General features: G+C 48.1%; 13 protein-coding genes. 10 read left to right on the top strand and 3 right to left on the bottom strand.

Translation table 11 applies throughout. From position 1 onward, the window contains the following. Positions 1 to 2: 2 nt before the first annotated feature. The 6 genes from OH773_RS10715 to OH773_RS10690 all read left to right on the top strand — a co-directional run bounded on the left by OH773_RS10715 (position 3) and on the right by OH773_RS10690 (position 7814). On the top strand, positions 3 to 1337 hold the full coding sequence (locus tag OH773_RS10715; protein WP_333482181.1) for an HlyD family type I secretion periplasmic adaptor subunit: 1335 nt from the start codon (positions 3 to 5) through the stop codon (positions 1335 to 1337). A 305-nt stretch (positions 1338 to 1642) separates the two neighbouring features. Further along, entirely contained in the window at positions 1643 to 1957 is a 315-nt protein-coding gene (locus tag OH773_RS10710; RefSeq protein ID WP_270145560.1) for a hypothetical protein, read from the top strand. Between the two features lie 387 nt (positions 1958 to 2344). Further along, complete coding sequence (locus tag OH773_RS10705; protein ID WP_270145558.1) at positions 2345 to 2968, top strand: CPBP family intramembrane glutamic endopeptidase; 624 nt, start codon at positions 2345 to 2347, stop codon at positions 2966 to 2968. Between the two features lie 8 nt (positions 2969 to 2976). Beyond that, positions 2977 to 4230 carry an HlyD family secretion protein gene (locus OH773_RS10700; protein WP_270145556.1) on the top strand — a complete coding sequence of 418 codons (1254 nt, stop codon included), beginning with the start codon at positions 2977 to 2979 and terminating at the stop codon, positions 4228 to 4230. Continuing rightward, the gene (locus OH773_RS10695; protein ID WP_270145554.1) at positions 4230 to 6377 is read left to right on the top strand and encodes a peptidase domain-containing ABC transporter; all 2148 of its coding nucleotides are present in this window, start codon (positions 4230 to 4232) and stop codon (positions 6375 to 6377) included. Before OH773_RS10700 ends, OH773_RS10695 begins: the two co-directional genes overlap by 1 nt. A 108-nt stretch (positions 6378 to 6485) precedes the next feature. Continuing rightward, entirely contained in the window at positions 6486 to 7814 is a 1329-nt protein-coding gene (locus OH773_RS10690; RefSeq protein ID WP_270145805.1) for a glycoside hydrolase family 10 protein, read from the top strand. A 42-nt stretch (positions 7815 to 7856) separates the two neighbouring features. Here the strand turns inward: OH773_RS10690 and OH773_RS10685 are convergent, their stop codons facing one another. Further along, positions 7857 to 9356 (bottom strand): aldehyde dehydrogenase family protein, encoded by a 1500-nt coding sequence (locus tag OH773_RS10685; RefSeq protein WP_270145552.1) that lies wholly within the window; start codon positions 9354 to 9356, stop codon positions 7857 to 7859. Positions 9357 to 9613: 257 nt separating this feature from the next. Between OH773_RS10685 and feaR the strand changes: the two genes are divergently transcribed. From feaR to arsC, 4 genes are all read left to right on the top strand, one after another. Then, on the top strand, positions 9614 to 10522 hold the full coding sequence (feaR, locus tag OH773_RS10680) for a transcriptional regulator FeaR (protein ID WP_270145550.1): 909 nt from the start codon (positions 9614 to 9616) through the stop codon (positions 10520 to 10522). A gap of 118 nt (positions 10523 to 10640) precedes the next feature. Further along, complete coding sequence (gene arsR / locus OH773_RS10675) at positions 10641 to 10994, top strand: As(III)-sensing metalloregulatory transcriptional repressor ArsR (RefSeq protein ID WP_270145548.1); 354 nt, start codon at positions 10641 to 10643, stop codon at positions 10992 to 10994. Positions 10995 to 11068: 74 nt separating this feature from the next. Continuing rightward, positions 11069 to 12358 carry an arsenite efflux transporter membrane subunit ArsB gene (gene arsB / locus OH773_RS10670; protein ID WP_270145546.1) on the top strand — a complete coding sequence of 430 codons (1290 nt, stop codon included), beginning with the start codon at positions 11069 to 11071 and terminating at the stop codon, positions 12356 to 12358. A 12-nt stretch (positions 12359 to 12370) separates the two neighbouring features. Next, positions 12371 to 12796 (top strand): glutaredoxin-dependent arsenate reductase, encoded by a 426-nt coding sequence (gene arsC / locus OH773_RS10665; RefSeq protein WP_270145544.1) that lies wholly within the window; start codon positions 12371 to 12373, stop codon positions 12794 to 12796. Between the two features lie 32 nt (positions 12797 to 12828). Here arsC and paaY read toward each other — a convergent pair whose 3' ends face one another. Beyond that, positions 12829 to 13428: a phenylacetic acid degradation protein PaaY gene (gene paaY, locus OH773_RS10660; protein ID WP_270145542.1), complete on the bottom strand. Its 600-nt coding sequence runs from the start codon at positions 13426 to 13428 to the stop codon at positions 12829 to 12831. Positions 13429 to 13437: 9 nt separating this feature from the next. Further along, positions 13438 to 14370 carry a phenylacetic acid degradation operon negative regulatory protein PaaX gene (gene paaX, locus OH773_RS10655; protein WP_270145540.1) on the bottom strand — a complete coding sequence of 311 codons (933 nt, stop codon included), beginning with the start codon at positions 14368 to 14370 and terminating at the stop codon, positions 13438 to 13440. Positions 14371 to 14472: the final 102 nt, after the last annotated feature.

Genomic DNA, 14472 nt, shown 5'->3' with positions numbered 1-14472 from the left:
TGATGAAAAATAAAGATAAAAACGATAACGCTGCTGGCTCTGACCCTGTGGATACACGCATTTGGCCGCCTATCCTACGCGGGATAATCGTCATTGCTCTGGGCGTCGGTGGCTTCTTGTTATGGGCGGTACAGGCCCCTTTGGATGCCGGTGTTGTGGCTGACGGCACGGTAACGGTTTCAAGTAATCGCAAAACGATTCAACACCTGAGCGGTGGGCGTGTGACCGATATTTTCATTAAAGAGGGAGACGTCGTTAAAAAAAATCAGGTACTGGTTCGTCTGGACAAAATGCAGCTCGACATGCGTTACAGCGCATTAAATGCGCAATATATCTCTGCGAAAAGCGTTGAAGATCGTCTGTTGGCGGAAAGAGATGGACTGGACGCTATTGCTTTCGACAATGCCCTGACCGAGAAATTTGCCGATAATAAACGCCTGACCGAAGTGCGAAACCTGCAGGCTAAGTTATTTGAGACGCGTCGGAAAAACGTTGAAGATGAACTATCCATGATTCAGGAAACGCTCGATGGCCTGTTGGGGCAAACCGAAAATCTCAATAGAATAAAAGGTTATCGGGATCACCAGTTCAACCTGATCACCAGAGAACTGAGTGCCATCAGAGCGCTCAGTGAAAAGAACTACTATCCCAAAGCACAATTACTGGTGCTTGAACGGGAAGCTGCTGAAATATCCGGCAGTGTTTCAGAAGATATTCTGAATATCGCCAAGCTAAAATCACAACAAAACGAATTGAAAATCAAAGCGTATCAGGTGCGCCACCAATATTTGCGTGAAGTGGAATCCGAGTTAACGGAAAAACAAAAAGAAGTCGCCATGCTGGAAGATGAACTGGTATCGACACGCCATGAACTGGATAACACCGAAATCCGCTCCCCCATTGACGGGATCGTACTGGATGTCAAAGTTAGTACCGTGGGCGGCGTCATTCAGCCGGGGGAACATTTAATGGATATCGTCGCGGGTGGGCAGCCTTTGCAAATCGATGCAAAAATACCGGTTCACGCGATTGATAAAATGGCCCCGGGGCTTACGGTCGATGTGTTATTCCCTGCCCTCAATCATGCGTTATTGCCCTCGGTTCCTGCTCGTGTCTTAACGATATCCGCCGACCGATTAATAGATGAAGCCACGAAACAGCCCTATTATCTGGCTGAAGTCCAGGTTTCCACAGAGGGCGTGCATTTACTGGGAGACTACAAGATTAAAGCTGGCATGCCCGCCAGTGTGACGATAAAAACCGGCGAACGGACATTCCTGAGCTATTTGTTTAAACCGTTAATCGCCCGCCTGGAACTGGCGTTTAAAGAGTACTGAAAGTGGTTGGTTGAGGTATCGAAAATTATTATAGATTATGACAGTTTTTTACTTTAATTACCCTTTAGGCCTAGGGTTGCAAGGCTTGGAAAGTATCATGAGGTAGAAAGTGATTTAATAGATTCGTACCTAGGAAGCACAACGGAGGTGCTACTGCGGGATCTGTGGTGAACTCTGGACTTAACATGAACTAATGAAAATTCCTAATTTTTAATTTTTACAACCACTAACTATTTAATTATGTTTTTTGTATGCAATAGTTATTGGGTACGAAATGCAAAGATAATCTAATAAGAGGGATTTTTATGTCTAGTATCAGAGAGTTAAGTTTTGATGAGATTGCATTAGTTAGCGGTGGTGGTGCGAACGGACAAGATAATAACGAACGTAGTAACTATGGTGGCAATAGTGCGCGGACCGGTTACGGCGGACAAGCGAATGGTTTTCAGCCTAACTATGCAGCAGGTGCGGCTGGAGCCAATATGTATAATGATATTACGAGTAACTGTGGAATTGGTATAGCTGGTGGATTGATGGGGCTTGGCGCATCTGTAGCCTCCAGAAGCATAGCTGGTGCGGGATCTGCGGTTGCAGGTATGATTGGAAGCTGTAAAAGGTAGCGGTACTCCATTCCGTTCATTTATTCTCGCGGTGTATAATATGAATGTCAGTAAATATCTAAGCACTACGATAGCAGTGATTCTGTCTATGTTTATAGCTTATAATTCCGTGATTATGCTAAATTTCTTAGAGGCATCTACAGCTATTCAAATTATAGTGAAAGTATTTACTATATTTAGCGTTATATATACTTGTGGAAGATTAATACCGATTGTCGTTTCGAATGTTCTGCTAGCAATGGCTAAGTTGGTTAAGACATAGTTAAAATCCAACTAGATAAGATAACAAGTTATTGTTTTACCACCTCATCAGTTCTAAAAGATTGGCGAGGTGGTTTCAATACAGAGTAACAATCTCAATTTTAATTATTTCATTGGTAGGTGGGTGTGTATACTAAAGATATGAGTGATTTTTCACATGGATATTTTACCTCTTCGATATTTTTAACTATTTTTATCTTGTCGGTTGCTATAACATCAATTCCAATTTATATAATGGGTTACTCAGGTATAGAGAGTTCCCTTTATGTCATGTTTTTTGCGGAGCTACAACTAGCTATCGTCTCTTACTCCGTGTTTTTTCGCCGGTTATCAGAGTTTCATTTATCTGGTTTTTCTGCTCGTCAATTTTTTTCTGCGCTTACAATCATAATAGCACTGCAAGTTTGTTATATGATGTTGCAGGATGGGAGTGGTATTAATCTGGGTTTTTTGCCTGTGGTTATAATGGTTATTGTCATCCCTTTTTTTGAGGAAGTGTTTTACAGGGGGTGTTTGTTTGGTTTTATTTGTTCTATATATAAGAAAGATTTAATTCTACCGGCTGTTTTATCTTCGCTTATCTTCTCCATCATGCATATGCAGTTTACATCCATTATTGAATATGCTCTGATATTTGCAGTTGGTTTGATACTTAGTTATGCCAGAGTTATCACAAAAGGACTTTTGCTTCCTATGGCATTGCATTCAACAATGAATGCTTTTGTACTTACCGCAAATTTCTTTGTGTAAAAATAACAATGTCATTATTCAGAAATGAATCTACAGCTCATCAAAGTGATGTAGGGTATGGCGATATTATTATTCCAACTTCATTAGGTCTTATGTTTAGTGCAACAGCCACAATTGGTTTGATGCTGTTAATTTTCACCTTTCTTTATTCTGGACAGTATACAAGAAAAGCTCAATTGTCGGGTATTGTGATGCCCTCAACTGGATTGATAAAAATAACACCTCAGTACACCGGATATGTCACGGGTTTAATGGTCTCAGAAGGTCAGCATGTGACTGCAGGTGACACTCTTTACCACATAAGCGGTGAGCGATATAACGGTCAAGGGGGAGGCACGCTTGCAGCCATGAGCCAGTCCCTTAATACACAGTATTCGATGCTGGCTTCAAAGCAGACACTGGAGCAATATGACAACAGCCAGCAACAACAAGCCACACTACAGCGGATCTCATCCCTACAACCACAGATAAAAAGCGCTGAACAACGTCTGGCACTGGCTGAACATCAGGCACAGTTGTCCGCATCCGTGATGAGCCGATATCAGAAACTCGTGTCCACTCATTATGTTTCAGATATCGAGTACCAGCAGAAGCAGATCGAGGTCTCCGCAGCACAGGAGAACGTCGAGAACCAGCGTCAACAGCTTCTACAACTGCACAGTTTACTGGATACCGCAGAAGAGGAACTGAATCATCTCAATACGCAGGGAAAGAGCCGACAGGCAGAGCTTGACAGGCAACTACAGGGCATCAGACAGCAACAGTTGGAAGTGGCTGGACAGGAAAATTTCACACTCACTTCGCCGGTATCGGGCACGGTGGCTGCTGTGCTTATAAAGCAGGGGCAATCTGCTAAAGCGTCAGAACCGGTCATGACACTGGTGCCGGATAATGCCCGTTTACAGATTGAACTCTATGCAACCAGCCAGAACGCTGGCTTTATTCAGCCCGGACAACGGGTAGCTCTCCGTTTTGCGGCCTTCCCTTATCAGAAATTCGGCGTTCAGTATGGCACTATCCGTGAAATCAGCCGTACAACACTCACCCCCTCTGATTTAATTTCAGTTTCCCCTGTGACCTGGAAAGAAAATGAAGGCCACTATCGTGTGATTGTCGAACCAGAACATCTTTTCATCATGGCCTATGGCAGGAAGGAAGCATTGCGACCGGGAATGACCCTGGAAGGGGATGTCAGTCTTGATACCAGGCATTTGTGGGAATGGTTAACTGAACCTCTCTGGAGCCTTAAAGGGAAATTGTGATGGAATCACTTAAATGGACAGGGAGAAAGCATTTACCTGCAATTCGGCAAACGGAATCAGCAGAGTGCGGATTAGCTTGTCTAGCAATGATTAGCTGCTGGCATGGCCTTCAGACCGATTTACCCACCTTGCGGGAGCGTTTCAACATAAGCACCCAGGGCATGACACTTCAGAGGCTGATTGAATGTGCTTCTGGTATGTACCTGTCCTCACGAGCCATCAGATTAGAGCCTGACGATCTCAAATCACTCACCCTTCCCTGTATTCTTCACTGGAATATGAATCATTTTGTCGTGCTTCATAAGGTTCGGGGGAACAGATTGGTCATCCATGACCCAGACCGAGGAAAAGTCATCCTTTCGATAAAGGATGTTGACAAGCATTTTACTGGTATTGCACTGGAGATATCACCTTCCAGCAACTTTATTCAAAAAGATGAAAGGAAGAAAATCAGGCTGCGTCATCTGACAGGAAGAACGCCTGGCCTTTTCTCTTCCATGTTGAAAATTATTATTTTTGCTCTGGCCCTTGAGGTCATAACATTAGGGAGTCCTCTACTAAATCAAATAGTGATTGATGAGGTTTTGGTCGCTGCTGACCATAGCCTGTTAACTATAATCATTATCGCGCTATTACTACTGTCATTGACGCAAATGCTCTTATCACTGGCCCGCCAATGGGCAAGTATTACTTTATCTGTCAATTTCAACATGCAATGGACAGCGAGAGTTTTCCATCACCTTATTCGACTTCCCCTCACGTGGTATGACGCAAGGAGCAAAGGAAGTATTAATGCCCGCTTCAGCGCAATTGATACTATCCAGGAAGCATTAACAACACAGGTGCTCGAAGGCATTCTTGATGTGCTACTCGTCATAACATCCCTCGGGATGATGCTGCTGTACAGCCCGGGAATGACTCTCATCGCCGTATTAGCTGCGGTAATTTATGGAGTATTGAGGGCGATCTGGTATCCCTCTCTTCGGCAATCAGCAGAAGATGCCTGGGATGCTGGCGCAAGAGAGTCAGGACATTTTCTTGAAACCCTTAATGGTATTCTTAGCATAAGAATTAATGGTGTTTCCGCACATCGAGAAGCCGCCTGGTTAAACCTCAATGTTACTCGCAGAAATACACAGCTACGTCAGAGCAGGCTACTCATGTGCTATGACATAGCCCACTCTCTGACTGGAAGCCTTGTATCTGCGGTTGTGCTGTGGAAAGGCGCAGGTGAAGTGCTAAATGGAACATTCACTGTGGGTATGCTTGTTGCGTATCTATCTTATCAAGGGCGTTTTTCTTCCAGTATTAGTAGCCTGACAGATAAGTTTTTTTCATGGCGTATGTTAGATATTTACAATGAACGCTTGGCTGACATTGTGTTGTCTCCTTCCGAAGGTCAGCAAAAGCAAGCCGATTCCACTGATGATGACAACGTTGATGATGTCACGCAGATAATATCAAAACATAACCCTCCAGCGCTCTCCCAACCTTTGACTCTTGAGCAAATAGCTTTCAGTCATAAAGGGAGTAATAACCAGGTTATCAAAAATGTATCTTTAACTCTCTATCCTGGTGAAGTTGTTGCAATTACGGGAAAGTCGGGTTGTGGAAAGTCAACTCTGATTAAACTGATCTTAGGCATTAATATTCCTGAGGAAGGTACGATTAAGGCGTTTGGAATCCCTCATTCTCATCCTGACTATTTCCAGGTTCGCCAGCGGATCGGCACAGTATTACAGGATGACCACCTGTTCCGGGGATCTATTGCCGATAACATTATTTTTTTCAATGATGACCGCAATCATGAGCGAATGATGCAATGCGCTCGATTAGCTCTGATTGATTCAGAGATAATGGCAATGCCTATGGGATATCAAACTTTGCTCGGTGAAACTGGTGGGGGGCTTTCCGGAGGACAGAAACAACGCATCCTTTTAGCCCGTGCGTTGTATAAAAATCCTGGTTTTCTGTTGCTTGATGAAGCGACAAGCCATCTGGATGTGGAAAGTGAGATAATCATTAGCCAAACCCTGCGTCAAACGGGAATACCTGTTCTTCTAATCGCCCACAGACCAGAAACACTCGCTTCTGCTGATCGAGTTCTGATCATGGAAAATGGAAGTCTTCATTTGAAGGATAATTGAGGACAAATAGCAAATCTGGCCGTTTCGGGTAGCGGGTTTGATTGACTTAAATTTAAATCAGAAGAGAATATTTCTCTTCGCCGCGCCCTGAAAAAACTGGAGTCTATCATCAGCAGCCCTCGCAGCTTTCCCTATGCCCTTAAAGCGAAAAAGTTAGGCACCTTTGTTGCCGCTGTTTTGTTACTCGCCAGTTGTTCATCCAAACCGCCGAAATCGCTGGTGACGCCGTTGCCGTCCGTGACGCCTCCAGTTCAGGGGAAAACGGACCAAACGCGTGAACCGATGCGGGGGGTCTGGCTTGCGACCGTGTCGCGTCTTGACTGGCCACCGGTGTCTTCTGCTGATATCAGTGACCCTGATGTTCGCATTCGCGTGCAACAAAAAGCGCTCACCGACAAACTTGATAAGCTGAAAAGTCTTGGTATTAACACCGTTTTCTTCCAGGTTAAACCGGATGGAACAGCTCTTTGGTCATCAAAAATTTTGCCGTGGTCTGATGTATTTACGGGGAATATTGGTGAGAACCCAGGCTACGATCCGCTGCAATTTATGATTGAAGAAGCGCATAAACGGGGTATTCGCGTCCACGCCTGGTTTAACCCTTACCGAGTTTCCACCAACACGACATCGTCAACCGTTGCCAGGCTCAACCGCACGTTATCTGCGAATCCCTCGAGTGTTTATGTCCTACATCGTGACTGGATCCGCACGGCGGGCGATCGTTTCGTCGTCGACCCAGGTATTCCTGAAGCGCGGGACTGGATAACCAGTATCGTGGCTGAAGTGGTCAAAGGTTATGATATTGACGGCGTACAGTTTGATGATTACTTCTACACCGAGTCCCCAGGTTCTGCGCTTAACGACAGCCAGACCTTTAAACAATATGGTCAGGCTTTTAACACAAAAGCGGACTGGCGACGCCACAATACTCAGCAATTAATTGTACAGGTTTCTCGGACTATCAAGCAGTTGAAACCAGGCGTTGAATTCGGTGTTAGCCCTGCCGGTGTATGGCGCAATCGTTCATTCGACCCAGCGGGTTCCGATACGCGAGGCGCTGCGGCTTATGATGAATCCTTTGCCGATACCCGCCAGTGGGTACAACAAGGCCTGCTGGATTATATCGCCCCGCAATTGTACTGGCCGTTCGCCCGTGACGCGGCCCGTTATGATGTGCTGGCAAAATGGTGGTCTGAGGTGGTGAAACCGACCCACACGCGCCTCTATATTGGCGTTGCACTGTACAAGGTTGGTGAACGTTCGAAGGTCGAGCCAGACTGGGTGATCAATGGCGGCGTACCGGAGCTGAAAAAACAGCTTGATATGAACGAGTCAATGCCGAACATCAACGGCACTATTTTGTTCAGGGAAGACTATCTCAATCAACCACAGACGCGGGAAGCCGTCAGTTACCTTAAAAGCCGTTGGGGCAGCTAACGCGAGTCAAAAAATAACCCCGGATTGCTCCGGGGTTTTTAATTAATAGCGTACACAAACTGATTTTAATTCCGTGTAGGCATCCAGCCAGTCTGGGCCAAAATCTCTGCCAGAACCCGATTGTTTCATGCCACCGAAAGGCATGTTGGCATCGATAAGCGTATGGCTGTTCACCCAAACCGTACCCGCCTGAATGCGCGATGAATAACTCATCGCCGCCTGCAAGTTGTTCGTCCACAGGCTGGCCGTTAAACCATATTCGGTATCATTCGCCAGGCGCAGCGCTTCTTCCGCATCGTTAACCCGAACCAGATTCACCACTGGGCCGAACACTTCCTCATGATTCAAGCGTAATTCCGCCGCAGGATTGACGACAAGTGTTGGCGTGACGTAGTAACCCTCGCCTTTTGGCGCAGCATTCCCGCTGATAATCTCAGCATGATTGCGCTTAGCGTCATCCAGATAACTGGCCACTTTTTGCTGATGCGTTTTCGACACCAACGGATTGATGTGCGTGGTCATATCCATGCCCGCGCCGACGGACAGCGATTTCACCGCTTGCTCAAATCCACTCACCAGGGTGTCAAACAGCGGAGATTCAATGTAGATGCGTGAACTGGCCGCGCAAACTTGCCCCTGATTCAGGAAGCTCCCGGCCATTAACCCTTCAATTACCATCGCCGGGTCGGCATCTTTGAGCACGATAGCCGGGTTTTTGCCACCCAACTCCAGAGTTACGTGAGTTAAACGATCCGCCGCCGCGCGTGCGATGCCTTTGCCTGTGGCGGTAGAACCGGTGAAACTCACTTTTGCGATCAGCGGGTGCTGTGAAAGCGCGCGCCCGCAAACTGCGCCGCTCCCCGTCACGACGTTAAAGACACCGTCGGGTACACCGGCTTCGCTGGCTAATTCCGCGACACGCAGAAGGGTCAGCGGTGTGGTTTCCGACGGTTTGACCACAATCGAACAGCCTGCGGCGAGTGCCGGCATCACTTTCCACATCCCAATCAACAACGGGAAGTTCCACGGCACAATGCCTGCCACCACACCGACCGGCTCTTTTCTCGTCCATGCCTGGTAGCGAGCGCCTTCAGGCATCGGAATCGACACATCTAAAGTGCGCCCACTGATTTTGGTTGTCAGTCCTGCGGTGTAACGCATCCAGTTAAGCGCACAGCCCACTTCGAAAGCGCGGGAAATATTAATGGACTTGCCCTGCTCGAGGGTTTCGAGCTGCGCCAACTCCTCAGCATGTTGCTCAACGAGATCTGCAAATTTCAGTAAGATTCGCTCACGGGCGGCAGGCAGCATATTGGCCCATACGCCACTGGTGAAGGCACGCCAGGCCGAAGTCACAGCTTTATCGACATCCGCTTCGTTGGCATCAGCGCTGGTTGCGATTTGTTGCCCGTCAGCTGGGTTATAGACACTCAGGCGTGATGAAGAACCAGAAGACTGCCAGTTTCCGTCAATATACAGCCCATGATTGTGTGCCAGGAAAGATTGAACCGACTCGAGAACAGCAACAGTATTAGCAGACATAGTTTCTCCTTATTATCGTCATGGCAAGAAGCCCTGCCTGAAGTCTAGGGTCTGGCGGCGCAAATGGTTTTCATCTGCCTGACAATTACTTTGTTCCCTGTGACAGCCCACACAATTGGCGACAAAGCTCGCCGTTTTATCCCCCAATTTATCTATAGTGAATTCCTATACCAGACGCGAAGTCCTTCTCCCGTATCGCGCAAGCTGTAACAATGAATTAACACGTGGCACCGTGGGTGCATTTGGTGAGGTGAACAATGGCTGAATCTGCAAGTAATGAGCGTTTTGATAACTGGCTCGATCATATCAACCGCGCCTGTGGCCCTTTCTCTGGGCAACTTTTAGATGGCGGATTCCACGGCTCTTTGCAGGAGTATCACGCCAATGCCATGAAACTGAGCGTGGTAGAAACTGCGCATTCGCGTCTGTTCCGCTCCCAGTATGAAGTGGCCCGCAGCAACGATGCCTGGTTTTATACTGTGTTTCAGCTTGATGGCGAGGCCGTCCTGGAACAAGGCAACAATCAGGCCGTCTTGCACGGCGGTGATATCACCCTTATCGACGCTTCCCGCCCGTGCAGCATTATGTATACCCAGCCCACGAAACAAATCTCGCTGCTGGTTCCGCGTCACTTAATTGAACAAAACCGGCGTTCGGGCGATCTGCCTTGTGCTCAACGACTAAGTGCCGACATGCCGGTAGTGAAAATGAGTCAGCGGCTGCTCCATGAAAGCATGAAAAACCCCACCCTGAATGTCTGTGAAAGCGAAGCCGCACTGGAAGCCATTATCTGTCTGCTCCGTCCGGTATTGCAGGTGCGTGATGCCCCACCCTCCAAACGTGATAAACAACTAGAGCGCGTGATGGGGTTAATTGATAGCCATATTCAGTCAGAAGATCTGCGCCCGGAATGGATTGCCAGTGAAGCAGGCATGTCTGTTCGCAGTCTGTATCGTATGTTCGCCGATAAAGGTCTGGTGGTGGCGCAATACATTAAAAACCGCCGCCTGGATTTATGTGCGCAAGCCCTGCGCACTGCGAGCGTGACCGAGAAACTGGCAGGGATTGGCTATAACTGGGGATTCACCGATCACAGCCACTTTTCGACTGCATTTAAGCTTCGTTTCGGCGTATCGCCTGGGGAATATCGGAAGCGCTGGCAATAAGGTCCGGGATCTCCCACGCTAAGTGCGTGGCGAGTTCTTACACATCCGATAAATCATATGTGTTTTTGACTTCCGGCTTTAGAAGAGCGACACTATTCGCTCAAAGCAGGGGAATAAAATGCAGCCAATCTCATCCCTACAACTCTTCAAAAACCTCTCTGATGAAACCCGTCTGGGTATCGTATTACTACTTCGTGAGATGGGAGAACTGTGCGTGTGCGATCTCTGCACGGCGTTAGATCAGTCACAGCCGAAGATTTCACGTCATCTGGCAATGCTCCGGGAAGCGGGGTTATTGCTGGATCGCAAGCAGGGAAAATGGGTTCACTACCGCTTATCTCCGCATATCCCTTCGTGGGCGGCTCAGGTTATTGAGCAAGCCTGGTTAAGCCAACAGGACGACGTACAGGCCATCGCCCGCAAGCTGGCATCAGCCAACTGCTCTGGTAGCGGCAAGACTGTTTGTATCTAAAAAATTTCTCAATACATATATGATTTTTCAAATATGTATCGTAATTCTTTTATTGTCTTCATTCAGGAGGTTTTATGTTACTGGCAGGAGCCATTTTTATCCTGACCATCGTATTGGTTATCTGGCAGCCGAAGGGATTAGGCATTGGCTGGAGCGCCACGCTGGGGGCCGTACTGGCTCTGGCATCGGGAGTGATTCACATTGCTGATATTCCGGTGGTGTGGAATATCGTCTGGAATGCGACGGCAACGTTTATCGCCGTTATTATCATCAGTCTGTTGCTTGATGAGTCCGGTTTTTTCGAATGGGCAGCGCTGCACGTTTCTCGCTGGGGGAACGGCCGTGGCCGCCTGCTGTTTACGTATATTGTTCTGCTCGGCGCGGCAGTCGCGGCACTGTTTGCCAACGATGGCGCAGCACTTATTCTGACGCCGATTGTTATCGCCATGCTGCTGGCGCTTGGCTTCAGTAAAAGCACCACACTGGCCTTCGTGATGGCTGCAGGGTTTATTGCCGATACCGCCAGCTTGCCGCTTATCGTATCGAACCTGGTGAATATCGTATCGGCGGATTTCTTCAAATTGGGATTCACGGAGTATGCGTCGGTGATGGTGCCGGTGGATATCGCCGCCATTGTCGCCACTCTGGTGATGCTGCATCTGTTTTTCCGCAAAGATATCCCGCCCACTTATGATCTGGCACGACTGAAAGAGCCCGCAAAAGCCATCAAAGATCCGGCAACATTCAGAACCGGTTGGCTTGTATTAGTTCTTTTATTAGTGGGCTTTTTTGTACTCGAACCACTCGGTATTCCAGTCAGTGCGATTGCTGCGGTAGGGGCAGCAATCCTGTTTGCTGTGGCAAAAAAAGGTCGTGGCATTAACACCGGCAAAGTGTTGCGTGGGGCACCATGGCAGATCGTTGTCTTCTCGCTGGGGATGTATCTGGTGGTCTATGGGTTGCGTAACGCAGGGCTGACAGAATACTTGTCTGACGTGCTGAACTTACTCGCAGATAAAGGCCTGTGGGCAGCCACGCTGGGAACGGGATTCCTGACCGCATTCCTCTCTTCTATCATGAATAACATGCCTACCGTATTGATTGGCGCATTGTCGATTGATGGCAGTACCGCGTCAGGTGTTATCAAAGAAGCCATGATTTATGCCAACGTTATTGGCTGCGATCTGGGACCGAAAATCACCCCTATTGGTAGCCTGGCAACGCTGCTATGGCTGCACGTACTTTCACAGAAGAACATGACCATCACGTGGGGATACTATTTCCGCACCGGGATTATCATGACTCTGCCTGTGCTGTTTGTAACGCTGGCCGCGCTGGCGCTACGTCTCTCTTTCACTTTGTAATGAGATACTGATATGAGCAACATCACCATTTATCACAACCCAGCCTGCGGCACATCGCGTAATACGCTGGAGATGATCCGCAACAGCGGTAATGAGCCGACCGTTATTCTTTACCTTGAGACTCAACCTTCACGCGATGAGCTGGTCAAACTCATTGCTGATATGGGCATTTCCGTCCGGGCGTTACTGCGTAAGAACGTCGAGCCGTATGAGGAACTGGGTCTTGCAGAAGATAAATTTACTGATGACCAGTTAATCGATTTTATGTTGCAACATCCGATCCTGATTAACCGTCCGATTGTGGTGACACCGCTGGGAACCAAACTGTGCCGTCCTTCCGAAGTGGTTCTGGATATCCTTCCAGATGTGCAGAAAGCGGCTTTCACCAAGGAAGACGGTGAAAAAGTCGTTGATGATGCAGGTAAACGACTGAAATAAAGATGAAGGGGGCATTTGCCCCTTATCAGTGACTACGCTTTCGAGGATTTTGGTTGGTAAACGCTGCCCATCGTTTTTTCATGGCGATTGGATTCAACTTCACGCAACGGTTCAACCTGATGCATCGTTTGCTGGCAGCGAATCACCAGTTCTTGATACTCACGCGTGCCCTTCTTCTTCCATTCGATTTCATCCGCACGTAACTCACGCACAAATTTTGCCGGGCTGCCAAGGATCATTTGATTAGCGCCAAATTCGGCTCTCGCTTTAACAAACGCCGTAGCACCAACAATACTGTTTTCGCCAATTTGTGCGCCATCAAGAATCACCGCATTCATACCAATCAACGCATTTTTACCAATCAAACAGCCGTGCAGGATCGCGCCATGCCCGATATGCCCGTCCTCTTCAACAATGGTGTCCTGCTCAGGGAAACCGTGCATCACGCAATTATCCTGAACGTTAGCGCCATCTTTGACGATAATGCGCCCAAAGTCGCCGCGTAGGCTGGCATTGGGGCCGATATACACCCGATGGCCAATAATCACATCGCCAATCAATACGGCTGTGGGATGCACATAACTGTCTTCTGGTACCACGGGCGTAAGCCCATCGATTTGATATATAGGCATAATTTTCCCTTACGGATTCACGTTGATACCAGCAAAACGCTGGAAATAACCGCTTCCTGGCTGCGGTAGATCGCCAACCGAGGTTTCGCCATGCTCGCTGACAAACTGCAACGCGCCGGGTGCAACACGTTGATAAATGTTGATGCACAGTTGGCGGGCACTTTGCCCCTGCCAGTGTGGAGGCAGCAATTCGTCCGGCAACAGTGGGTCTTTTAGCACTACGCGGCGATAGAAATGGATAAGCAAAAGTTGGATCTGGAAACAGCGCAGTGGCGTCAGTTCACTTTCGTCCGCTTCACGTAGCAACGGCAATAACGGGCGAAACGAGTTAATAAACTCGCCGTAGCGCTCATTTTTATCGGTGAGCAACCAGCACTCTTCGACTCGCGCTTTGAGCGCGGTTTCCGAAGCCTGGAGAGGCGAACTGGCTTCAAAACAGATGACGTTATCTGCTACACCGGCCTCATGCAGCAGGTTCTGCACATCGGCAAGATTTTGTGACGGCGAAGCCATCAGGCTCGGTGCAAGCGTGCCAAACCCCTGCCAGATAAGCTGTTTCTTGACCTGTTGCAGGGTGTTTTTCTCAAGCCCTTCAGACAGTAGAAGCAACCACTTGCCATCCCATTCAGGCTGGCCGGCACGGTAGATTTTCGCTTCTGCACGGCGGGTCATACGCTGGCCCATTTCGGTCAGGCGATAAAAGCTACGCCGCCCGACGCGCTCCACGTCAAGCCAGCCTTCTTTGTTGAGTCTGAATAACGAAGTGCGCACGAAACGCTCGCCAAAACCGAGTGACTCCAGCATGGTCGCAAGGCTACCAAGCCAGATTTCCCCACCGCGATGCGCCAGAGCATCTCCGTACAAAGAGACAATCAGCGAGGTTCCGCTAATAGGAACCGCACTGACCGCCTGCTGAATAAACTGCTCCAGTTTGTTGCTCATAAATAGCCGAAAGTTCCGTTTAAAACCGTCAATACCTAAAACATAGCACAGCAAAGATAATAAAAATCATATCATTACAAATATGATTCACAATTTTGAACA

The sequence above is a fragment of the Buttiauxella sp. WJP83 genome (assembly GCF_027594725.1).
Lineage (GTDB): Bacteria > Pseudomonadota > Gammaproteobacteria > Enterobacterales > Enterobacteriaceae > Buttiauxella > Buttiauxella selenatireducens.
Note: the sequence above shows the minus strand (reverse complement) of the source record. Positions and strands in the feature narration are given on the sequence as shown.

Coding starts and splice junctions, on each gene's coding strand:
- arsC (WP_270145544.1), top strand. CDS start 12,371: ATGAGCAACATCACCATTTATCACAACCCAGCCTGCGGCACATCGCGT.
- OH773_RS10710 (WP_270145560.1), top strand. CDS start 1,643: ATGTCTAGTATCAGAGAGTTAAGTTTTGATGAGATTGCATTAGTTAGC.
- OH773_RS10695 (WP_270145554.1), top strand. CDS start 4,230: ATGGAATCACTTAAATGGACAGGGAGAAAGCATTTACCTGCAATTCGG.
- paaX (WP_270145540.1), bottom strand. CDS start 14,370: ATGAGCAACAAACTGGAGCAGTTTATTCAGCAGGCGGTCAGTGCGGTT.
- OH773_RS10685 (WP_270145552.1), bottom strand. CDS start 9,356: ATGTCTGCTAATACTGTTGCTGTTCTCGAGTCGGTTCAATCTTTCCTG.
- OH773_RS10700 (WP_270145556.1), top strand. CDS start 2,977: ATGTCATTATTCAGAAATGAATCTACAGCTCATCAAAGTGATGTAGGG.
- feaR (WP_270145550.1), top strand. CDS start 9,614: ATGGCTGAATCTGCAAGTAATGAGCGTTTTGATAACTGGCTCGATCAT.
- arsB (WP_270145546.1), top strand. CDS start 11,069: ATGTTACTGGCAGGAGCCATTTTTATCCTGACCATCGTATTGGTTATC.
- paaY (WP_270145542.1), bottom strand. CDS start 13,428: ATGCCTATATATCAAATCGATGGGCTTACGCCCGTGGTACCAGAAGAC.
- OH773_RS10715 (WP_333482181.1), top strand. CDS start 3: ATGAAAAATAAAGATAAAAACGATAACGCTGCTGGCTCTGACCCTGTG.
- arsR (WP_270145548.1), top strand. CDS start 10,641: ATGCAGCCAATCTCATCCCTACAACTCTTCAAAAACCTCTCTGATGAA.